A 20,832-nucleotide genomic window follows, 5' to 3' on the forward strand; every position below is an offset into this window, starting at 1 on the left:
TCATGGCAAGTCATCCCTTTCAGCGCGTGTCCGTTCGCTATGGCGAGACGCCGGAGCCGGTCACGCCCTATCAGAAGGCAGCCCAGGTCTGGGACGAGCGGGTCGGATCGGCCCGCGTGCAGGCGAGCAACTGGCGGCTGGCAGCGCTGGCGGCCATCGGCCTGTCCGGCGTGCTCGGATTGACGATCTTCACCCAGATCGCTCGCTCGGGTGTCACTCCCTACGTGGTCGAGGTCGATCGACTCGGCGAAGTCCGGGCAGTCGGGCCGGCGCTCGAAGCCTACCAGCCGTCAGACGCGCAGATCGCGCACTTCCTTGCGCGATTCATCGAGAACGTCCGCTCGCTGTCGATCGATCCGGTCATCGTCCGTGCGAACTGGCTGCGTGCCTACGACTTTGTCACCGACCGCGGCGCCCAGGCGCTGAACGACTACGCGCGGGAAGCCGATCCGTTCACAAAGATCGGCTCCAAGACGGTCACCGCCGAAGTCACGTCCGTGGTCCGTGCGTCCAGCGACAGCTTCGAGATCCGCTGGAAGGAGAACGCCTACGAGAACGGTGCGATCGCAAAGACAGAGCGCTTCACCGGTCTCGTCACCACCGTTCTCAAGCCGCCCACGGATGCCGAAACCCTGCGGAAGAATCCCCTCGGCCTCTATGTCCATTCCCTCAACTGGTCGCGCGACCTCATTGGAGACGCCAAATGAATTCCAAAGCCCTCACCAAGCTCGCGTCGGCCAGCGTCCTTGCCTTGTCGCTTGGGCTTGCCGGATGCGCCACCAAGCTCAATCTCGAAGCGCCCTATGATGAGATGACGTTCGAGAAGGCGCTTCCAGAGACCGATCCGCCGGCGCCGGTACAAGTCGTCGAGACTCCCAAGGTTCTGCCGTTGCCGGGCCAGTTGAAGCCCTTTCCGACAAAGGGCGCCAAGGAGGAAAAACTGCCGCCGGAGCAGGCGATCGCCAAGGCCAACAAGGCGGCGCGGATGGAGCCGACGCGCGCCGGATACATCAACGCCATCCAGGTCTACCCTTGGACGGAAGGTGCGCTCTACCGGCTCTATGCGAGCCCGGAGAAGGTCTCGACCATCGCGCTTCAGCCGGGCGAGGAACTGATCGACGTTTCCACCGGCGATACGGTTCGCTGGGTGGTCGGCGATACTTCGAGCGGGCAGGGCAACTCTCGGCGTGTGCACATCCTGGTCAAGCCGACGTTGCCGGATATTCAGACCAACCTCGTGGTCCTGACCGATCGGCGGGCCTACCACCTTGAGCTCGTCTCGACTAAGCAGACCTACATGGCGTCCATCTCATGGACGTATCCGACCGATACGCTCGTCGCGCTCCACAAGCAGAATGTCGCGGCCCAGGAAAGCGAGGAGCGGATCGCCGATCGCGGCGTCCGGCTCGACAGCCTGAACTTCCGCTATCGCATTGAAGGAGACGATCCGCCCTGGCGACCGGTGCGCGCCTTCGACGACGGCCGCAAGGTCTATATCCAGATGCCGTCCGGTCTGTCGCAAGGGGAGGCGCCGCCCTTGTTCGTTGCCGGAGCCGACGGCCGGCCGAACCTGGTCAACTATCGGGTCCGTGGATCCTACTACATCGTCGATCGGATGTTCGGCGCCGCCGAGCTTCGCCTTGGTGAAGATCCGCAGCGTATCGTCCGGATCATCCGCATCGACGCACGACCAGTGTCGCAGGTCTTCAGCACCGGGAGCGCCTCATGACGAGCTTGGACCAGGATCCGGAGCCGCTGGAACTACGAGCACGACCGCGGCCCGTTCGGCGCCTGAATAGACGCGCTCTCATGATCGGCTGCGCGGTCGCGGCATTGTTCGTTGGTGGAGCAATACTCATTGCGCTACGGCCGTACTCCTTCAAGCCGTCGGAGCGGACAGAGCTCTACAACACCGACCGCAAGCAGACCGCCGAGGGCTTGAGCAAGCTGCCGAAGTCCTATGAGGAGTTGCCGCCATCGACACCGCGGCTTGGGCCGCCATCGCCTGGGGACATCGGCCGGGCCTTTGTCGAGAGCGAGAAGAAGAGCGGCGTGGCAGCGGATGCGGGCTTCCGAACCAACCCAGAGGAAGACGCCGAACGGGCTGAGCGGATCCGACAAACCCGCATCGCTCAGCAGGCAAAAGAGTCAGGCTTGTTCTTCCGCCTGTCGGAGAAGCAGGACAAGCACAAGCAGGCGAGCAGCACCGAAGTACCGGCTGCTTCCCCATCCGCGTTCCGGCCTTCAACGCCCGATACCGGGCCATCCGCTGCGGAACTCGCGAAGACGGCGCAGGCCATGATCGACCGATCCAGCGAGATCATTCCATCATCGCAGGCACGAAAGCTGGCCTTCGTAGGAGCGAAAGCCGACACGGAAACCACCAATCCCCATGTGCTCAAACCAGCGCCATCCACCTATGCGGTGATGGCGGGATCGATAATTCCCGCGAGCCTCGTTACGGGACTGAATTCGGACTTGCCTGGCGCGACCATCGGTCAGGTCACTGAGGACGTCTATGACACGGTAACGGGTGAGCACCTCTTGATCCCCCAAGGGACGAGAATCGTGGGCAAGTACGACAGTGTCGTCGCTTTTGGCCAGAAGCGGGCGCTGGTCATCTGGACGCGGCTCATATTGCCGAACGGCAATTCGATCGTGATCGAGAATCTCCCGGCGACGGACGTTGCAGGCTATGCCGGGCTCGAGGACCAGGTGGACTTCCATACCTGGCAGTTGCTCAAGGGCGTGGCGTTGGCAACGTTGATCGGGGTGGGGACACAGCTGTCGATCGGCAACGACGAGAGCGATCTCGTCAAGGCGCTGCGGGAAAGCACCCAACAAACGACCAATCGTGCCGGACAGCGCCTGGTAGAGCGCGAGCTCGACGTGCAGCCGACGATCACGGTGCGGCCAGGATGGCCGCTGCGGGTGATTGTTTCGAAGGATCTGGTGCTGAAGCCGTACCAGGATGTTCAAACAGCGGCGAAGGGTAGGTGAGGGATGAAGCTTGCGAGGCTACCCGATCGAATGCCGGTGAAGATGAGCGTTGTACTCACGCCGGGTCTCGCACAGAGGCTGCGAGAGTATGCTGACTTCTACGCCGAGACCTACGGGACCAAGGAGGAAGTGGGTGAGCTGATTCCGTTCATGCTGGAGGCGTTTCTTGATGGCGACGCGGATTTTAAGAGAGGCAGCAAGAAAAGGCGCGGCGAATCGATAGACGTTGCATCCTAGCTAAGAAATCTGCGCCTTATATCGCCTTACGTCCGAGGAGTTGGATTGTGCGCTCAACAACTTCAACGGATTTGTAAAGGCGTCCGAGCAATGTTCTCAGCTCCGCTTCCGTCGCCTCTTCCTTGTCCAGGTTTTCATTGGTTAGGAACGCGTCCACCAGGCTGTCAATGGAGACGGTCGTCCTTAACAAGCAATCTGATGCCGCTCCAACGACGGCGGAGGCGATCTCTCCGTTGCTTAACAGGGTGATGTCCACGGAAGCATTCTCGAGAACCGCGCGTTCGATCACTTGGACCGGAATCTCGAGCGAGGCTATCACGCTTCCTGTTGATGCATCACGGTAACCAACGGTCGCAGTGTCTAGGCTGCATTCGGCGAAGGCGCCAAAAGTGAGGTTCACTTGTTCTATCGACATAGCTCGCTGGACTTGCACCAGAAATCGGCAGCTTAGTCGCTTTATGACTCATAGTCTATGGGCTGATGGTGCCTTTTCTCTCGATTTTCCTGCATGCGCTTGCAGGACCGAGTCGGTTTGAATATTCAGGATTTGCGCCGAGCAAAGAAACTCAGTCAGGAGGAGCTCGCCGACAGGAGCAAGGTCCATCAGACCTATCTAAGCGGCGTCGAAACGGGCAAGAGGAATCCCTCTCTGTTAGTACTTGATCGGATAGCTCGGGCTTTGGACGTCGACCCCGAGGAGCTAGTTCGTCGTCGTCGACGACGAACTAGCGGAGCCGCTGAATCTTAATCAGCGGGTCCCAGGTTCGAGCCCTGGCGCGCCCACCATCCTTAAGCGATGGCGGGATTTTTTTGGGTCTCGGCCTCTCAATCGGAGAACAAAACGCGCGTGGCACCGATTTGGCACCGCCGATTTCGCTACTGAAAAACTCCGATACCAGTCTATTACGCCTTAGCCGTCGACCTCTCCGGCGTAGCTCTCGCTCGCTACGACTTCGCAGCGGCCGACGATCAGGCTGCGGTACGCATCCCGCCTAACAGTGGCGACAAGACAAGGGCCTATGCGTAATCGCCGTTCGACTCGGCGCAATCCATTAGAATAAGCGCCTTGCCTTTGAGCAGTTGAGCTCAGCGAACATCTGCGCGCGTGTATTGTCGTTCGGCTTGCGCCAAAATATTCGCATTAGCCCTGTCAGACGGTCGAGAGTGCCGAAAACAGAAAGCCCAGGATAGCTTGGAGGGCTCTCGGCCTTGAAGGATATCGAGTCGTCAGAAACGGTGCCGATCTCGAATTCACCAACGGGAGTTGTGATGAATTGGTTCTCGAGGTCCACTACGGTAGCTTGCGGCGCAACTGCGCCTTCGATGTGCTTGGGGACATAGCTATGCATGACGCCGCTACACGTTAGATCGATCGTGGCAGCGCGTCCGGTGTTGCTGAGCAAGAGTAGGAGAACGATGGTAAGTGCGGTCTTCATTGGGGTGCTTCGGGTGTTTACTTCAGGCGGGATCGGTTTGGGTCATCAGGCCCGGTAACGCCATGGCTCGCGCCTGTGGCGGTGGGAGTGCCACTGGAGAACTGCAACATTTCCGCTTGCCGCTTCTTTTCCGCCTCGGACCGACGTTTGGTCTCGTCCCATATCGTTTTGTAGTCAGATAGCAGCGCAGCCTCGAACGCAGGTATTTGAGACTCGATGGCATCCCTGAGCGTTTGCCTCTCGTCGGGTCCAACCTTGTCTTTGTCGAGCGTTGGCCTTCTCTGACCCAAATGGAGTGTCTGATTGTGCACTAATCCGTACGCCTTTCCGGCATCACCAAAGGACGCTTTTTGAGCTGCGGGATCGCCTGTCGGCAGGAAGTCTGCCGCGGAGAAGCATTTTGGATCGAGCTGATTGTAGAAAAAGTCCATCAAGTTGCGTGCGTGGACGACGAAAGATTCCATAAGAGCGTTGGCTAGCATCTGCGATGAGATGGACTTTAGGCGGTCGTGAGTAAACCGCAGCATCTCGATTTCATAGTGGAGATGCTCCCTCATATAGTCCTTTTTGTCGTCGTCGATGGTTCTCACAGCTGCCCACGCTCGTTATCCCCAAGCAGCATCTTGCGCAGAATTCAACCCATGCTTCAATAGGCTGGCATGATCGCTTAAGTGCGTTCGAAAATGCTGGCTTCATTTCGAACCCTACAGCGGGAAAGCACGCGGGCTAAGTTAGAAGTAGGCGATGCAGCAATGCACCGCGGCTTCTTGCCCACGGAGCAGGACCTGAAGATCGCGTTAGGTGTCGAGGCGTGATGGCGCCTTTCTTCGGCTATGCAGATGACGCCAAAGGGATGAGTAAGCGCGTGCCGCCGCGCAAATAAGCTAAAAGGGGATGTCGTCGTCGAGTTCGGACTTAGGCGGTTCGATTCTGGGCTTCGGCGGCTCGATGGTCTTCGGTCCTTTTGGCGCCGACAGCTGCTTCTGTCGTTCGGTCTGCGCGCCCCAGAACACGCGGCCAACTGCGTCCAAAATCTCGACAATCTTGGAGCGCTCCGCCGCGTCTCCAACGAGGCCGGAAACTTCCATAGAAAGCGCAGCGAAGCGATCAAAGCGGGTTCTCGGCTGGTTGACCTCACTCTGGAGCTCGTTAAGCCGAGAAATGAGCTTCTCGCGCTTCCGATCCTCGATTTCGAGCTTGCCAAATATCTCGAGCACCTGATCAAGGTGGTGGTGGATTTTGCGCTTCGCGCTGTCATCAAACCGGACGGAATAGCCTTGCGCTCGCTGGCTGCGCCGGATCCGCAGCATCGTGACGTAGTGCGTCACGTCCTTATTGAAGTTTAGGTAGGTGTTGAAGTTTACGTTCTCAATGGAAGGGACTTCGCTCTTGAACTCGCCCTCGAGACCAAGTGCTCTGATCGCTCCAAGCACCTGGGCCATATAGTCCATATAGAAGACTTCAAGCCGGTCATCCTGGGTAGCCCCCTCTATCCGTCGATCGCATTGCCGGTGGAAATATTCTTCAAGCCTAAGGAAAGCTTCTTCAGGATCGTCTGACAGATCTTCGTACGGATCTAGGCCTGCTGCAAAATCGTTCATCTGCACCTACTCAGCGAGCTGGCGGGGGAAAGGCATACTGGGCGAGCGTCTGCTCCAAATCGGCGCGCACGTCCGCAGGCAGAAGATGGCCGTGGCTGCGCATCAGCGGCGGCAGATAGTCGCGAGCACATAACCCCGCATGCGCGATCTGGCCGTTCCGTTGCGATATTTGCAACAAGTCGACCATTTGGCGGTCGGTAGCACGGGCAAGATATGGAAGGATGAGCTGGAAGCGAGCCTCCGCGCTCCGGTAATTGCCGGAGCCGGCAATGAGCTGGCTCACCGCGCTTATAGCGAAGCCGACGTCGTGCGCCGCCAGTCCCGGAAGGATCTGCTCATACGTCGCTCTGCCGCCCTGCAGGAGCGTTGATTGAATATGGTTGATCGCACCCTGGGGTATAGAGCCGTCGAGCGAGAGCGGGATAATGGTCATACGCCTGAAGGCAGCTATCCCGGACTCCTGTTTGCACCAGATGGACGCGTAGTAGCGCTGGCTGAGTATCGGCACGAATAGATCGGCCAAGCCGACCTGTCGCAGTATCTCGTCCCGCCACTGCATCGAAACTTCGATGTGCTCGTGGGCCATGAAGGCCTGGATGCCGAGGGTTCCTAGGAGAGCCGCCACGCCGGCCGCGATCTCCCGTTCCTCCGTCTGGTAGCTCATAAAGGCCAGCACCCGGCGTCAGTCCTCTTCCCAGTTCGCAACGGTCAGGATCTTCGGGAGCTCGCCGAAGCGGTGCCAGAACGCGGCCGATATCTCGATCCGCATCGGGCGGTTTTCGTCGGTCCCGATATAGAAGTTGCGCTCGTCGCCGGAGATTGCAAGGTGCACCGGGCAGCCCGCATGCTTCGTCCAGCCCTTGAGGTTTGCGACGCTCATCGGGCCGAAGCCGCTCCGAATGGCATTCGCCTCCTCAAAGATGTTGGCTGCCGAGGAAATACCCTGAGAAAGTATCCGAGCTGCCTTGGCTTGCTCCCCGCTGGTCATGGCGCGGACGCGCTCCTGCACCTCGTCGCCGAAGTCGATCAGGCTGAGCCGTTTCGCGCAGCCGGTTGCCCGCGAAACGAGCCGGCAAGTCTTGGGGCTGAACATTGGAAAGCCGGGAAAATCAGCAAACTGCCGGACGTCGAGGAAAGTCTCGACCTCCTGCGCCCCGCCGCGCGTCCGCTTCATCCTGCGGCCTTCCACGTTGACGCTGAGGCTCCCCCGGCCGACATGCCGCCAAAGATCAATCCGCAGAACCTCGTTTATGCGTTGCTGGAGCGTCCCGTGCACTTGTTCGATGGCTTCGAGCACCGGGAGCGCGTTCTGGATCGCCTCGCGCGCCGGCACGTTCAGATGCAGGTTTTTCACCAGGTAGGCGATGGTGCGCCGCTCGGCTTCTTCGCGTTCGAACACTTCGACGGCTTCCCAGTGGCCTTCGGGATTGAGCGTCTGAAAGCACTCCGGCCCGATTAGGCGGATAACATGCTCGTCGGGAAACCAGGCGATCTTTCCCCGCCGTGAGTACTTCGGCGCCCGGGGCGAGCAGCACGGGCAGGGAGCATGGCGATCGGCGCCCTGATGGCTCTCCGGGAGATCGAACTCGCCGATGTAGACGATGCGGGAGCCGACGACGGGCTTGGAATGCGTGTGATGTCGCCAGGTATGCGGCTCGCCGGTCTTCTTGATGTGCTCCTTGATCTCACGGAGCACGGCCTGCGCGGCGTCACGGTTGCGGTAGAAAGGTTTCGAATCAAACAACTCGTCGGGGATATCCAAATGCAAGGACATTGCGAATCGCTCCTGAGTGATGTTCTGTCACGCGTGCGGTCCTCCCATTTTTTGTGCCGTGGTTCCGTTGCATATACCCTTTGGTTTTTGATTCGTAAGGATCAAGGGCGGTTTTCAGAGATATAACTCACACGTATCCCCTCGTTTATTGCTCCGTAGGGCCCTTGACGCGCGAATCACGCGCCGGCGGTGGGGATAACCGAGCCGCGGCGCGAATCAGGCCGGTACACTTAAGGTATGCCAAAAAGCATGAAGGCTTCCATTGGCCTCGTTTCGTTAGTGTCATTTGGCGCAAGCAGCCGAGCGCCCACTCTGTCTCGCGGCGGCCTGACGTGGATATTTCGAAGCGAACGGTCACGGCCAATGTCCATGGCCGAGCGTGCCGGTTCGCCTCCGATATCGTCATGATCTCGAAACTGAACGCGACTTCACGGGGAACTACAGTCCTGGCGGTATTGCAAGCGGGGCTCTAATCAGGACGAACGCGCGCCCGCTCGAGTTGGTTCAGCCAATCGGCGTCGATAGGTTGCCGAAGCTATCGATGCTCGAAAGCGTGGAAATGTTCCTGTGGATTCAAAAGCACGATCCCAGACGGACCGGCTATCGACATTTGACCGTCGAACCTCCCCAACCGCTCCCTTCAAATCAACGTGCTAACGTCACTTTGAACAATGGAGTTGGAGAAGCGCAAAAGCCTGCAATCGCGCAGTTTGGCGTAGTTTTTTTGTGAGCCTGTTTTCACTTGTTTCGCGTCGAGCGGGGGGCACCAGGTTTCTATGGCCTCGACTTAACTCGATCGAGTTCGGCATTCCATTGTACGTTTGCTAGTGGAGTGCTGCGGCGCATTGCAGCGTGCAGAAAGGTCGGCGTAGGCGTACCAAGGCCCGCCGAAAGCTCACGTCGTCTGAGGCTGCGGCATCCGGTGACGCCCGACCAACGCTACTTCGTCGTCCTTGGCCATCTCCGGCGGATGGCAGGCGCGAAGCACGGCGCTCTAGGAAAGGCTTACGATGAGTTGCTCGCGCCGGTGTTGCCATTGCTCTCGCGCCTCCTCGCTCCAGGCGCGTCCAACAGGTCCCTTGGTCGCAAGTCGAAATTGAAAATTCGCAAGCCACGCACGCATCGATCGCTAACTCCTGGGGCGCGCTGCCCAACTACGTTGTCTTCGCTCATCGTGCTCCCGTCAAGCGTAAGCGTAGCTGTGCGGCCGTTTTGATTGGTGCTTGACGTCTATTTTGAGCGCGTGGTGCGCCGGCGCGGCTTCCATGTTTCCGACAATGCGTTGACGGCGGTCTCAAGCGCGGCTCGATCGACGACGTTGGGATCGAACCGCTGCGGACCCCAGAGGCACATATTTTCATGTTCTGGATGGGTAGGGTCGCTGATGGCATCGAGGTATTCGGTATAGCCGGGCGCACCGCCGACGTCCTCCGGAGGACAACGACCGGCGGCTTCGAGCAGGAGGGGAAGTCCGCCTGTCGTCGTGTTGTCGAACCATTTTTCGAGCTTGATCACATGATCCCAGCTGTCGCCGAAGTCATAGAGATAATGGATCGTCTTGGCGCCGGTCTCTTGAACGATATCGCAGAGCCGAGCTTTGCTGGCATCCATGGGCTGGTGGCCGTAATCGTTGTGAGGATCAGGAATCCCCCAACGGACCTCACCAGCGAAGAACTCGAAGAGGTGGCTATTCGTCCAGCCAAACGCCTCCTGAAGCGTCAGATGCAGCCGATCAAGGCGCAGGGCGACCGGTACGACTAGGCGACGCATCACCTCCGGTTTCACGTCCTTGAGGGTCACCTTGATCCGGACAGCAGTCGTGTTGAGGCTCATGCCGCCAGCCTTCGATCGTGTGCATGCATCGTGTAGGCCGTTGCCCAAGGAAGCAGCTCGTCCAGTCGCGACGCAGGCCAGCCATTGACGAGCTTCGCGAGGACGTCGGCGAGCCAGTGCTCCGCACTGACGCTATTGAGCTTACATGTCTCGATTAACGAAGCTAATACAGCCCAACTCTCAGCGCCCTCGTCGCAACCAGCAAAAAGGGAGTTCTTGGCGTTGAGCTTGATCGGCCGCATCGCACGCTCCACCGCATTCGTATCCATTTCGATACGCCCGTCATCAAGGTAGAGCGTCAGGCCGTCCCAATGACGCAGCGCATAACGCAAAGCCTTCGCCGTGTCGCTCTTCTGTGCAAGGTGATCAAGCTTTGCCTCAAACCACTGCTTCAAGGCCGCGGCTAAGGGCCGGGCATGCGCTTGTCGGCCTGCGCGGCGCTCAGCATCAGATCGGCCACGTAGTACTTTCTCGATCGCGTAGAGTTGGGCGATGCGCTCGAGAGCCTCGCGAGCAACCGGAGCCGGTGCCGGAGAGGCCTCGCGCTCGATCTTCACAAACTGGCGTCGCAGATGCGACCAGCAGAAGGCAAGCGTCCCCGACAGTGCGTCCGAACGCGTCTCTCGGGTCATGGTCTTGTAAGCCTCATAGCCATCGCAATGGATGATGCCGCGATAGCCCGCAAGCAGCCGCAAGCCATGAACGGCTCCACGGCCCGGTGCATAGGCGTAAACCACGCCAGGCGGGTCAGGTCCGGCCCAAGGCCTGTCATCACGCGAGAGCGCCCAGAAGTAGCCGGTTTTGGTTCTGCCGCGCCCCGGATCCAACACCGGCGCCGGGGTCTCATCGACACAGAGCTTCGAGGAGGCGAGCAGAAGCTCTCGCAGACGATGCCACAAGGGCTTCAATTCCTGGGCGGCATAGCCGACCCAGAAGGCGAGCGTGGAACGGTCGATGGCGATACCGTGCGTCGCCAGCATCTGCGCCTGGCGATAGAGCGGCAAATGCCAATGATACTTGGCGTCGATCACTTGCGCGACGAGCCGCTCGGTGGGCAATCCACCCCTGATCAGTCGCTCGGGAGCGGCGTGCTGGAGGACGACACCGTGACAGGCGCGGCAGGCCAGTTTGGGCCGGCGGGTGACGATGACGCGATACTGCGCCGGAACGACGTCGAGCCTCTGACTCTCATCCCGACCAATCTCAAAGAGATCGCCTTTGCAGGACGGGCAACAGGTTGCAGCCGGCATCAGGGTTTCGACGATGCGCGGCAAATGCTCCGGCAGCTGACCACGGTTGCTCCTGCGCGCGGCAGTTCTCTTCTCGCAGTTTCTGAGATTGGCGCGATCTTCGGCTGCTTCGAGGGCCGCGACGGCCTCTTCGATGTCCTCCAGAACAAGCTGAAGCTGATCAGCGTCCAGCTTTTCCGAGGACCGACCGAACTGCGCATCCTTTGCAAGCTTGAGCAACCGCTCGAGCCTGGCGCAGCGATCCAGCAGAGCCGCGGCAAAGACACGCAACTCGGCTGGGTCGCTCGGCAGCTCATCGGGCAAATCACTCATCGGCCCGAGCTTGCCATGCTTCGCGCCCCGATGCAGCGACGATTTTATTTCCTACGCAAGTGCTTTCGGTTGCGGGATTCGAGGTGCGTGCATGCGTGTCCAATCCATGCCGGCCAGAAGCGCCGACAACTGCGCGGCATTCATGCGCATCATGCCGGCCACGATGGGAGGCCATTTGAAGCCACTGCTATCGAGCCGCTTCCAGTACATCACCAGGCCGGTGCCATCCCAGACGACAATCTTCACTCGATCGGCGCGCTTCGCACGGAAGACCACCGCCACACCCTTCATAGGGTCTTGGCCCAGCGTCTCCTTCGCCAAGAGCGCCAAGCCATCCGCACCCTTTCTGAAGTCCACAGGTTGGGTCGCAACGTAAATCGTGAGGCCCGCGGGTGGCGTCAGCATGAACGTGTCCGTCGCAGAGCCATGAACACGTCACTTAGCACCGCAAGGCCAGGCGTCCCCCGTACCTCTACCCGTGCACCCTGGAACTCGACCGTAACAACAGCTGCTTCCGCCGATACGGAAGGCTCCGCAGCCGCGGGTAGCGACGATTCCGACACCAAAGGCACAAACGATAAGGTATCCGCCGAAGCCGGCAGCACCAACTGGCCCAAACGCGCTCGACGCCGCCAGTCATGCACCTGCTGGGGCCGGCAGCCATGGCGGCGGGCGACATCTGTGACAATCGCGCCCGGCTCGAAGCTTTCCGCTGCAATCTGTGCCTTCAAATCATCCGGCCAGCGCTTTCGACCTGCGCCAGTATACACTTCGATACGCGGCGACGGTCGTCTTATGTCGTCCGAATGGTCGTCCATTGTGAGCACCCTTGCAGAAGATGACTCTTCTAACGGTGCTCCCAAGACCGCGCACAAACAATCTGAACGGCCGCGGCGCTACGCTTACCGTCAAGCTTCGTCCCACATCGCTGAAACTGAACTATCAGATCCCGAGCCGAGGAGCACCTTTGTTGCGCTTTGACGTGATCGCTCTTACGCGTTCCACAGGTCGTCCGGACCGAGGTAGAGGAGATCAAGCTGTCCACCCTGTGCCGCGACCGTAGCGCGCAAAAGCCCACGTCGAGCCTCATTCAGTGCATAAGGCAGCAGACCATGTGATAGCCCCTCGGGGGAAAGGACGAGAGGTTGGCCATTCCAGTGATGCAGGCAAACTGGTGATCCCGGAGGCGGTGGCGCCGTCGTCCAATTTACATTCGCCAGGTAGGTACGCTCCGCCCATGTGCGGTCGGCTCGTGGTGCGAATTCCTGCGCAAACTCAAGCCACAGGCTCCGTGTCTCCGGTGTTGGCCAATTTGGCTGGGCAGCAACAGCCGCGACCTCAGGCGACCGAAGCCAGTTCCTCAACGCCTGTCCACTGTCGAATGTCGCCCCCGTGTCGTTTACGGCTTTAATTGCGGCCAAGCGTGAGTTGAAGCCAGCCTGCATCAGGATCGAGGCTGAACGATTCATTGTGCCCGTTTCTACCGCGGACAGCGCTAGACCTAGCTCGTAATCCTCCAATGCAGCGACGGCACCGAGACCGCCGACAACGTCGCCATTTGCAGACGCTCGAACGCGCAATGCTTCCATCGCCCAAGGCAGGCGGTAGACGAGGCCGTCTTCTATGAATCGTAGACCGTCACCATCACCGTCGGCGACCAACGCCGCCAGCGGCTGCCCGAGAAGCCAGAGGCGCAGGATATCTCGCCAGTTGCCTGGCAACGGGTCTGGTGAGAAAGGATGGAAAGGGAAGACACGCACGGCAATTCCAGTGATTGCGGTGATGGCTGTGTCGCTGTCGCCAAGGAGGAGAGCGGCGTTCGCCTCAACAAGCAACTCATTGGCCTCCGCCGCAACGGCATCCAATGCTTGGCCCGCTGCCAAGCCAAGGCCGGCGAGGAAGTAACCCTTGCGCCTTACTGGAGTGGAATTGGCCCAGATATATCGACTACGGGTCAGCAAGGTCGATTTGAAAGCGACGCGAGCTTCGTTCGATGTCCTCAGAAGCCGCCGCTGCCACAGGGACGATTGCAAGATCGCGTCGAGTGTCGCCTCGATGTCGGCATCCGGAACATTTTCTTCCCCAATGAGGCTAAGGATCGCCGTGTCGAGCGTAGCCAGGTTCGTTTCCCATCGCTTCCGTGCGTCGTCCCTGTCTTTGGGCTTCTCACCAGGCACGTCCGGGAAGTTCCAGGCTGCTGCGTTGTTGACGACATACTCCGTCAGTTGATTGAGATCGCCACCAACAATTTTGTGCATGCGGAGCAGAAGCGCCATGAGCAATTGGATCAGGCCGCTCTCCATCTCCCGGGCGCCCGGGTCTCCAATCAGTTGGACCCATTCATTGTGCTTCTTGCTCCGTCGGTCTTCAAAGATCGGAAAAAGAACAAGGCCTTCGACGTCAATATAGGCTCGGCCGGCTCGACCGATGACATTCTTGAACTCTGAAACCTTGATCATCTCTCCATTGCGATAAAGTGAATGCATCACGACCGCGGTGGCCGACAGGTTCAGCCCTTGCGCGAGGGTCGGCGATGATATCGTCACTTTGAGGACGCCGTCGCGAAGGAGACGTTCGACTTCCTTTCGGTAGGCCGTGGGCAGAGCACCATGATGGAGTGCGACGCCGAGCCGGAGACATTTCAGGATAGCACTATCTGGACCTAGCCATTCTTCTCCCAGGGCAATCGCCGTCTGAAGCGCCGCAGGATTCACTGCAAGCAGCGACGGCAGGGCACCGCGTTCGTGCAAATCGACGATAACCTCGGCGTATGGCTCCACGCTCTTGCGTTGCGGGCAGTAAATGAGAACCGTTTGCCCGTCTTGGACCAAGCGCCATGCCGTTGCAAGGCAAAGCTCCCGTTGGTCGCAGGGGAAGATCTTTGTCCGCTTCCTCTTGGGTTTGATGAAAAGCTGCGGAATGAAGCCCGTAAAGAATCGCGGCACGAACGGACGTTCGTCGTCAACACGGAGATTGAGGCGTGCATTTGGACTGTTCCAGCCGACTTCTCCGAATCGGAGGCGCGTGGGACGCCAGTCGTTCTTGACAGGCCCGCCAGGCTGATCGCGGCGCAACCATGCAGAGAAATCTTCCAGCTGATCCCCATCAGGAAGAATTGCCGAGAGGCATACGATCCGGCGTTGATCGGCGTCCGAGCGACGAAGTAAGCGCTGAATCTGAACCTCGTAGCGAACTTCACGTTCACCTGGGCCGATCATGTGGCCTTCGTCGAAAATCAGCAGACCGACGTCGTCGAGCAATGAAGGATCATTACGCAGCGCGAAATCGATTTTTTCCGGCGTGGCGACCACGATGTCGCGTTCGCGGATGGCGTCCTCGTCGAACCCGGAGACGCCGATGCTCCCGTAAAGAGCCGAGATTGTCTTTCCGAGTGGCCCAAAGGTGCGTTGGAGGTTGGCTTCGGTCTGTGCTGAGAGAGCCCTTAGTGGCGTCACGAACATGATCCTCCGGCCGCCAGCGAGGCAGCGGAGAATGCACAGCTCCGCGACGCGGGTTTTCCCGGCGCTGGTCGGCAGTGAGACCACAAGATTATCGGTCTGATCGACGGCGCGAGCTGCGGCCTCGAACTGCGACGGCCATAGATCGATTTCAGCCCTTGATCGGCAGGCGAGTGACGCAATCAAAAGCGATCGCAAGCGCAGCCAGTCGGCTGCCCCGCCCCCCACGGGAACCAGTGGGACTCTCTCATGGAAGGTATTGGACCAGAGATCAGACAGAAGGTGGATAGCAACCCGGTGCGCCCACCATTGCGGGAGGAGGTTAAGTTCGGCACAGATGGAAAGGCTGTTTCGGAGCCGCGCGATTGCTTGCTCGACGAGAGCGCGCTCGCCGCGATCGAGTGCTAGAAGAAAAATTGCGATCGCGCCAAAAAAGTTGTCGATGAGAGCAATGTCCAACCCTTCCCAAAGGAAGTCGTGGCCGTTTCGATCTGGAGCTGCCTCATCGGCCAGTTCAACCCGTTCGAGAGCGAGCCGCTCTTGAAACAAGCCCGAGATCCGCGCGTCGGAGCCTTCACCGTCTAGGCGATAATTATGCACCCGGGCGCGGAGACCGTTGATATCCCGACGCATCAGCTGCGCAAGTGCGCGCTCAAGCGGCGAGAAGTTCTCTTCGTTGATGACGATGGCGAGCAGCGAGTACGCCCGGGCGGAGAGCTGTGCGAGATGATAGCTGGCCGCCGCCATGACAAAATGAAAGTCGCGATCCGTTTCGGCGCGGTCACCCTTGGCCATCACCGACTCAAGGGCTGTTGCCGCCTGCGCGAACGCGATCCGGGCCTGAGCAGCATCACCGCCCATCTCGAGCATGCGAAGGCCAAGACCGAGAAGACCGTAGGCGTAGCTGTGAAGATCGAAGCTGAGCTGCGACGAGAACTGAGGCGCGTCGGGTGGTAGAACACCGCCTCGCCATATCATCGCGCGAGCCTGTCCTTGCGCAATTAGCCTTCCGCGAAAGCCGGCTGAAGTTGCTTCGGTGATGGCGGCCGAGATGGCGTCAGGGTTGGTTGGCATCGACGATCACACGATCATAGACGGCGCCGACAAAGGCCGCATGGCCGTCGACGTGAAGACCGACACCCCACTGGTTAATTGGCCCAGGGTAGGCTTGGAGCGATTGCGTCAACAATGCCCGGGGCGAGTTGCCCGAGAACGTGAATAGCAAATGTTGCACACTGGCCAACGGAATGCCGTGACGCACCAGCGCATCATCGATTGCGTCCGCTAGCGGTTCGTTTGCAAGTTCGAGAAGGCGCGCTGATATGAACGACAGCGCATGCGATGAAGGCCGACCATTGTCCTTATCAAGGCCAGCCCGCGCCTCGGTGAGCGTCTGCGCGCGAAGGGAAGCTCGGCTTTTCGCCTCAGTCTTGAGGAAGCGAAGCCGTTGCGTTGCCTGATCGAGGACCATGCCAATGACGTCGTCACCGCGCATTGCCATGTTGCGGTGATCTTTCCATCGGAGACGCTTGATCGGCGCGCGATAGCCGCTATGGGCATCGATCCATTCGGTGGCGTAGATTTCCCCGAGATCGCCGGAGCGGATTTGCTTAGTTTGGGGCAACAATCCAGTCACTAGATCGGCGGCGCCTGGTTTGCCAAGGCGACGCAATGCGCGGGCGACGCGTTCTTCCGCCGCATAATGGCCAGGCACCACGGCAGCCGACAGCTGGACCCCCATTGGGCGGTCAGCAGCGCGACCGGTCTTTATGTGGAGGTGGTGGTTGCTGAGCGGAGTATCGGCACCGTCACACCAGTCGTTGAATTGCAGCATGCGTCGGGTAACCTGCCGACTAAGCGCGGCGAAGCATTCGCGGGATGTGGATGCGCTGATACCCATGCGTCTGCACTTGCTTACGAAGCTTGGGCGTATCGTTGACGCCGAACGCGATGGCCGCTTTTAGAGGACTTGCGAATGTCGCGTAGAACGTCCAGCGAGCGTCTTTGGGGAGGGGCGCGTTTTGACGTCGGTCCGTGATGACGACATCGCGGGGGTCCTTGGCATTGCGAAAGGCATGGAAGGTGATCCAGTCAGGCCGTCTGTAGCGCGCCGCCTTACTAAACGGCACCGACTGAACCTTCACGTCACTTTGGTCTAGGAGCCAGCCGCGTTGCTCAAGTATTTGCCTGACCATGTGGCCGACCATCTGTTTGACGCGGTCAATCAGAACGTCTTCCCGGAACTCCTCCAGAAGCTGTTCTTCAATGCCTTCGACTGCTGGCTTGCTGAGGCCGGAAGCGGTCTCTAGTCGATCGATGATGTCAGGGCGCGTCAGGAACGCCCAAATGCGCTGACCTATATTGGACTCCGACAGGGACGCAAATTTATCGGGATTATAGCGCATCATCACTGGGCTTCCTTGACCGGGCAAAAATGGCCGGTCATAAGTGGCTTGTCAAGGGGCGCTTGGGGCAGTCCGAGTACCTTGCCGCCAGTAGACAGCGAACTCGAGCAATCATTCCGACAAGAACAAATTCTGTAGTGGTCTCAACAAGCAAAAAGGCTGCAAATTGTCGGAATACCGGTTGAAAGCGCTACAGAAATTCGGAGACTTCCAAGCTGAATACGAGGGTTCGATTCCCTTCACCCGCTCCAAATTTTTCGAAGATTTTGCGAGAGGGGTCAGATTTCATTCTGACAAATCGGCTGCTTTACACGTTCTGATGCTCGCTTTCCGATCGACTGTTTCGCCACGCCGACCCGCCTGAAAATCCTGGGCATGGTCGCCCGGATCGTGTTCGCCGCCACGATGCTCGCGTTGCCGCCGCCAAAGAGCGCCGTAAGGCCTCGGTGTTGCGCCGTCCGGAAATTTTTCTAAACCTGGCCCAAGGATTCCGGCGTCTCGTTCGTCTCAATTCGTGAATGCCCGAAAAATCTCCTCTCGGCGCCCCGGCTTATGGGTGGAACTACTATGGTAAAGCGCATGCGGTCGCGGTCCAGGACGGGACTGCCCGGGGGACCGGGTAACGGTCCCAATTGTTTTGCTCAATCCTGTCGGCTTTGAGGAAAGGGCATGGGGGGCGCCATTCAGCTTATGACCGCAGGTGACTGAGCCGCCGGATGGCGGCGCCACGGATGACGACCTCGTCAGTCTGGCCACGCAGGGCAACCGTGCTGCATTCGAAGCCTTGTTGCGGCGTCACTACGACCTGATGCACCGGGTTGCGTGGCGCATGACCGGCTCCCAGACTGACGCGCAGGACATTTGCCAGGATGTCTGCTGCGCGCTGGTGGAACGGATCGCTTCGTTCAGGGGGGAGGCGAAGTTCACAACCTGGCTGGTCGGTATCGTGCGCAACGCCTGCCATGACCACCATCGGCGTCATTCGACGTTGACGCGGCTGAAAGGCCATCTCGCCGTTCTTGCCGAAATGGCGGCGCCGCCGGATGGCCGGGATCTCTTTCGTCGCAGCTGGCTCGCGAGCGAGCTGGCGCGGCTTTCGCCGCTGCTGCGGGAGACGGTCGTGCTTGTGGTCGGCGAAGGCATGACGCACGCGGAGGCGGCCACAGCCCTGGGCGTCTCCGAGTCGACCATCTCCGGGCGCATGCACGAGCTGAGGCGACAGGCGGGTCTCGCGAAGGACATCGGCGATGAGTACTGATCACGACATCATGCGTTTGCCCGACCCTCCGCCGCCTGCGCCGGACGCGCGTGCCGCTTCTGTGCAACAGGCGCTGCTGCGCTTCGATCAAAAAAGCGCCGAGGAAAAAAACGCCGACGACAGCCAAGGAATGCCGACCGACATCCGTCTCATCGAGCGAACCGCCGCGTCCTTGCGGCCGTCGCGCGAGAGGACCGTCATGAAGCGTACGCGATATCTCCTGGCTGCCAGCCTGGCCTGTATTGTTGCCGGATCGGGCGCCTATCTCCATCTCATGTGGTCGCCGCAGCCGCAGGATGTCGCTGCACCCGTCGAACAGAAGGTGGCAAGCAACGACGTCGCTCAAGCTCCTTCGACAGTGGAAGCAAAGAAGGAAAGCGAAAGCCACGCCCAGCCGCAAATGCAAATCCAAACCGCCAGTCAGGCCGGAAAGCCCAGCCAGGAAGGCGCCGCGCCTTCGGCTGCCGCGGCGCCGCCTCCCGCCAGGTCGCGCGTGGAAAATCTGATTGCCAGCCGGGACGCTCCGAAGGCGCCTCCCGCGACGGCGTTGAGGGCTCCCATGCAGGGGGCATCGTCAGAAATGTACGCTCTTAGAGGCCGGAACGATCACATGCTCTCGCGCGCGCCGTCTGCTCAACTGCTGGCGCAGGTCGAAGTCTTTCGGGACCAGCGCGAACGTGTTCCTGCTGCGTCCAAGCCTATCGGCCGCGACAAGTTTGCAAACGCGCCGGAAAACGCCTTCAAGGTCGCGCGCGACGCACTCGTCTCGACATTCTCTATTGATGTCGATACGGCGTCGTACGCGTTCGTCCGCGCACAGCTCAACCGCAACGTCCTGCCGCCGGCCACGTCCGTTCGGACCGAGGAGCTGATCAATTACTTTCCCTATGCCTATGAAGCCCCCGCATCGGCGAGCGAACCGTTCCGGGCCAACGTTGCCGTGTTTCCGAACCCCTGGGCGGAAGGCCGCAAGCTCATTCGCATTGGCGTCAAAGGTTATGCGCTGCAACAGACGAGCCGACCGCGCGCGAATCTCGTTTTCCTGATCGATACATCGGGCTCGATGGAGCCGCAGAACCGGTTGCCGCTCGTGAAGCAGTCGCTCGCCATGCTCGTTACCCAGCTGAAGCCCGAGGACCGCATCGCGATCGTGACCTATGCCGGAAATGCCGGCGCGGCGCTCGAGCCCACTTCCGTGTCCGAGAAAGCGAAAATCCTGGCGACGATCGATCGGCTCGAGGCGGGTGGCAGCACGGCGGGTGCCGAAGGCATCAGGCAAGCCTATGCGCTTGCAGAGCAGAACTTCGACGCCAGCGGCGTCAATCGGGTCATCCTCGCCACCGACGGCGACTTCAATGTCGGAATTACGAACAAGGATGAATTGAAAGGTTTCGTCGAGCGTCAACGCGAAAAGGGCATTTTCCTGTCCGTGCTCGGCGTTGGTGCCGGCAATTACAACGACGCGCTGGCGCAGACGCTGGCGCAGAACGGCAACGGCGTCGCCGCCTACATTGATACGATCAACGAGGCACGCAAGGTGCTGGTCGAAGAGGCAAGTTCGACGCTGTTTCCGATCGGCAAGGATGTGAAGATCCAGGTCGAGTTCAATCCGGCGACCGTCGCCGAATATCGCCTCATCGGCTACGAGACGCGACTTCTCAATCGCGACGATTTCTCAAATGACAAAGTCGATGCCGGCGACGTCGGCTCGGGGCAAACCGTGACGGCGCTCTACGACATCGTGCCTGTCAGCGGGCCTCGCGTGGTCGACGATCTTCGATACGGTGCGCAAGCCCCGGCGAGCGACTCACCGTCGCCGGCCGAATATGCCTTCGTCAAGATCCGCTACAAGCTGCCGCGATCCGATCAAAGCGTGCTGGTCAGCACCCCCGTCGATCGCGCATCGGAACATGGCCGCTTCGAGGACGCGCCACTCGATGCTCGCTTTGCAACCAGTGTTGCCGCGTTCGGCGAGATTCTACGTGGCGGAAAGCACACCGGCCGGTTCGGCTATGACGACGTGCTCCGTATCGCCTCGGCCGCGCGCGGCGACGATCCTTACGGCTATCGCTCCGAGTTCCTTCAGTTGGTGCGCGCGGCCAAAACTGCGAGCGCGATGCAGCCGCTGCGACCGTGATCACTCTTCGATTTAGGCCAGCGCGCCCATTCCGGCATCGACAGGAAGCGGAGCAAAGTTGCCTCCGCTTCCGGGCCTCCCAACGCGATGCGAAGCCATCAAGGCGGAAAATTTCGTGCCGCCACTGCTCG

General features: G+C 59.9%; 20 protein-coding genes. 7 read left to right on the top strand and 13 right to left on the bottom strand.

Going from position 1 to position 20,832, the window contains the following annotated elements:
- The first annotated feature begins 2 nt into the window (after positions 1–2).
- From trbF to IVB46_RS04140, 4 genes are read left to right on the top strand one after another with little or no spacing between them, the layout of a single operon-like run.
- Positions 3–707 (top strand): conjugal transfer protein TrbF, encoded by a 705-nt coding sequence (gene trbF, locus IVB46_RS04125; protein WP_247342086.1) that lies wholly within the window; start codon positions 3–5, stop codon positions 705–707.
- On the top strand, positions 704–1,729 hold the full coding sequence (gene trbG / locus IVB46_RS04130; protein WP_247342090.1) for a P-type conjugative transfer protein TrbG: 1,026 nt from the start codon (positions 704–706) through the stop codon (positions 1,727–1,729). The genes trbF and trbG overlap by 4 nt, the downstream gene beginning before the upstream one ends.
- On the top strand, positions 1,726–3,000 hold the full coding sequence (locus tag IVB46_RS04135; RefSeq protein WP_247342093.1) for a TrbI/VirB10 family protein: 1,275 nt from the start codon (positions 1,726–1,728) through the stop codon (positions 2,998–3,000). Before trbG ends, IVB46_RS04135 begins: the two co-directional genes overlap by 4 nt.
- A gap of 3 nt (positions 3,001–3,003) precedes the next feature.
- Positions 3,004–3,237, top strand: a complete 234-nt coding sequence (locus IVB46_RS04140) for a DUF2274 domain-containing protein (protein ID WP_247342097.1) — start codon at positions 3,004–3,006, stop codon at positions 3,235–3,237.
- A gap of 16 nt (positions 3,238–3,253) precedes the next feature.
- Here the strand turns inward: IVB46_RS04140 and IVB46_RS04145 are convergent, their stop codons facing one another.
- Positions 3,254–3,637 (bottom strand): hypothetical protein, encoded by a 384-nt coding sequence (locus IVB46_RS04145; protein WP_247342100.1) that lies wholly within the window; start codon positions 3,635–3,637, stop codon positions 3,254–3,256.
- A gap of 108 nt (positions 3,638–3,745) precedes the next feature.
- Here IVB46_RS04145 and IVB46_RS04150 point away from each other — a divergent pair, with 108 nt between their 5' ends.
- Entirely contained in the window at positions 3,746–3,985 is a 240-nt protein-coding gene (locus tag IVB46_RS04150) for a helix-turn-helix transcriptional regulator (protein WP_247342104.1), read from the top strand.
- 304 nt (positions 3,986–4,289) lie between these two features.
- Here the strand turns inward: IVB46_RS04150 and IVB46_RS04155 are convergent, their stop codons facing one another.
- The 12 genes from IVB46_RS04155 to IVB46_RS04210 all read right to left on the bottom strand — a co-directional run bounded on the left by IVB46_RS04155 (position 4,290) and on the right by IVB46_RS04210 (position 17,309).
- On the bottom strand, positions 4,290–4,673 hold the full coding sequence (locus IVB46_RS04155) for a hypothetical protein (protein WP_247342107.1): 384 nt from the start codon (positions 4,671–4,673) through the stop codon (positions 4,290–4,292).
- Positions 4,674–4,690: 17 nt separating this feature from the next.
- Complete coding sequence (locus tag IVB46_RS04160; RefSeq protein ID WP_247342110.1) at positions 4,691–5,263, bottom strand: hypothetical protein; 573 nt, start codon at positions 5,261–5,263, stop codon at positions 4,691–4,693.
- Between the two features lie 294 nt (positions 5,264–5,557).
- The gene (locus IVB46_RS04165; RefSeq protein WP_247342113.1) at positions 5,558–6,274 is read right to left on the bottom strand and encodes a hypothetical protein; all 717 of its coding nucleotides are present in this window, start codon (positions 6,272–6,274) and stop codon (positions 5,558–5,560) included.
- Between the two features lie 10 nt (positions 6,275–6,284).
- On the bottom strand, positions 6,285–6,938 hold the full coding sequence (locus IVB46_RS04170) for a toll/interleukin-1 receptor domain-containing protein (protein WP_247342116.1): 654 nt from the start codon (positions 6,936–6,938) through the stop codon (positions 6,285–6,287).
- 18 nt (positions 6,939–6,956) lie between these two features.
- Positions 6,957–8,036, bottom strand: coding sequence for a hypothetical protein (locus IVB46_RS04175; RefSeq protein ID WP_247342120.1), 1,080 nt, complete (start codon positions 8,034–8,036; stop codon positions 6,957–6,959).
- 1,242 nt (positions 8,037–9,278) lie between these two features.
- Positions 9,279–9,881: a plasmid pRiA4b ORF-3 family protein gene (locus IVB46_RS04180; protein WP_247342123.1), complete on the bottom strand. Its 603-nt coding sequence runs from the start codon at positions 9,879–9,881 to the stop codon at positions 9,279–9,281.
- Positions 9,878–11,443, bottom strand: a complete 1,566-nt coding sequence (locus IVB46_RS04185; protein ID WP_247342126.1) for an IS66 family transposase — start codon at positions 11,441–11,443, stop codon at positions 9,878–9,880. Before IVB46_RS04185 ends, IVB46_RS04180 begins: the two co-directional genes overlap by 4 nt.
- 51 nt (positions 11,444–11,494) lie before the next feature.
- Positions 11,495–11,848, bottom strand: coding sequence for an IS66 family insertion sequence element accessory protein TnpB (gene tnpB / locus IVB46_RS04190; RefSeq protein WP_247342129.1), 354 nt, complete (start codon positions 11,846–11,848; stop codon positions 11,495–11,497).
- Entirely contained in the window at positions 11,842–12,261 is a 420-nt protein-coding gene (locus IVB46_RS04195; RefSeq protein ID WP_346016111.1) for a transposase, read from the bottom strand. Before IVB46_RS04195 ends, tnpB begins: the two co-directional genes overlap by 7 nt.
- A 174-nt stretch (positions 12,262–12,435) precedes the next feature.
- Positions 12,436–15,975 (bottom strand): DEAD/DEAH box helicase, encoded by a 3,540-nt coding sequence (locus tag IVB46_RS04200; protein ID WP_247342132.1) that lies wholly within the window; start codon positions 15,973–15,975, stop codon positions 12,436–12,438.
- The gene (locus tag IVB46_RS04205; protein ID WP_247342135.1) at positions 15,959–16,735 is read right to left on the bottom strand and encodes a Hachiman antiphage defense system protein HamA; all 777 of its coding nucleotides are present in this window, start codon (positions 16,733–16,735) and stop codon (positions 15,959–15,961) included. The genes IVB46_RS04200 and IVB46_RS04205 overlap by 17 nt, the downstream gene beginning before the upstream one ends.
- 19 nt (positions 16,736–16,754) lie before the next feature.
- On the bottom strand, positions 16,755–17,309 hold the full coding sequence (locus IVB46_RS04210) for a hypothetical protein (RefSeq protein ID WP_247342138.1): 555 nt from the start codon (positions 17,307–17,309) through the stop codon (positions 16,755–16,757).
- Between the two features lie 697 nt (positions 17,310–18,006).
- Between IVB46_RS04210 and IVB46_RS04215 the strand changes: the two genes are divergently transcribed.
- Positions 18,007–18,564: a sigma-70 family RNA polymerase sigma factor gene (locus tag IVB46_RS04215; RefSeq protein WP_247342141.1), complete on the top strand. Its 558-nt coding sequence runs from the start codon at positions 18,007–18,009 to the stop codon at positions 18,562–18,564.
- A gap of 610 nt (positions 18,565–19,174) precedes the next feature.
- Complete coding sequence (locus IVB46_RS04220) at positions 19,175–20,701, top strand: VWA domain-containing protein (protein WP_247307491.1); 1,527 nt, start codon at positions 19,175–19,177, stop codon at positions 20,699–20,701.
- The last annotated feature ends 131 nt before the right edge of the window (positions 20,702–20,832 follow it).

It is taken from the genome of Bradyrhizobium sp. 61 (assembly GCF_023073075.1).
Lineage (GTDB): Bacteria > Pseudomonadota > Alphaproteobacteria > Rhizobiales > Xanthobacteraceae > Bradyrhizobium > Bradyrhizobium barranii.

What these genes read in the sequence shown, in the direction of transcription:
- trbF (WP_247342086.1), top strand. Translation starts at nt 3, where the DNA reads ATGGCAAGTCATCCCTTTCAGCGCGTGTCCGTTCGCTATGGCGAGACG.
- trbG (WP_247342090.1), top strand. Translation starts at nt 704, where the DNA reads ATGAATTCCAAAGCCCTCACCAAGCTCGCGTCGGCCAGCGTCCTTGCC.
- IVB46_RS04135 (WP_247342093.1), top strand. Translation starts at nt 1,726, where the DNA reads ATGACGAGCTTGGACCAGGATCCGGAGCCGCTGGAACTACGAGCACGA.
- IVB46_RS04140 (WP_247342097.1), top strand. Translation starts at nt 3,004, where the DNA reads ATGAAGCTTGCGAGGCTACCCGATCGAATGCCGGTGAAGATGAGCGTT.
- IVB46_RS04150 (WP_247342104.1), top strand. Translation starts at nt 3,746, where the DNA reads ATGCGCTTGCAGGACCGAGTCGGTTTGAATATTCAGGATTTGCGCCGA.
- IVB46_RS04155 (WP_247342107.1), bottom strand. Translation starts at nt 4,673, where the DNA reads ATGAAGACCGCACTTACCATCGTTCTCCTACTCTTGCTCAGCAACACC.
- IVB46_RS04165 (WP_247342113.1), bottom strand. Translation starts at nt 6,274, where the DNA reads ATGAACGATTTTGCAGCAGGCCTAGATCCGTACGAAGATCTGTCAGAC.
- IVB46_RS04170 (WP_247342116.1), bottom strand. Translation starts at nt 6,938, where the DNA reads ATGAGCTACCAGACGGAGGAACGGGAGATCGCGGCCGGCGTGGCGGCT.
- IVB46_RS04180 (WP_247342123.1), bottom strand. Translation starts at nt 9,881, where the DNA reads ATGAGCCTCAACACGACTGCTGTCCGGATCAAGGTGACCCTCAAGGAC.
- IVB46_RS04185 (WP_247342126.1), bottom strand. Translation starts at nt 11,443, where the DNA reads ATGAGTGATTTGCCCGATGAGCTGCCGAGCGACCCAGCCGAGTTGCGT.
- tnpB (WP_247342129.1), bottom strand. Translation starts at nt 11,848, where the DNA reads ATGCTGACGCCACCCGCGGGCCTCACGATTTACGTTGCGACCCAACCT.
- IVB46_RS04195 (WP_346016111.1), bottom strand. Translation starts at nt 12,261, where the DNA reads ATGGACGACCATTCGGACGACATAAGACGACCGTCGCCGCGTATCGAA.
- IVB46_RS04200 (WP_247342132.1), bottom strand. Translation starts at nt 15,975, where the DNA reads ATGCCAACCAACCCTGACGCCATCTCGGCCGCCATCACCGAAGCAACT.
- IVB46_RS04205 (WP_247342135.1), bottom strand. Translation starts at nt 16,735, where the DNA reads ATGCTGCAATTCAACGACTGGTGTGACGGTGCCGATACTCCGCTCAGC.
- IVB46_RS04210 (WP_247342138.1), bottom strand. Translation starts at nt 17,309, where the DNA reads ATGATGCGCTATAATCCCGATAAATTTGCGTCCCTGTCGGAGTCCAAT.
- IVB46_RS04220 (WP_247307491.1), top strand. Translation starts at nt 19,175, where the DNA reads ATGCTCTCGCGCGCGCCGTCTGCTCAACTGCTGGCGCAGGTCGAAGTC.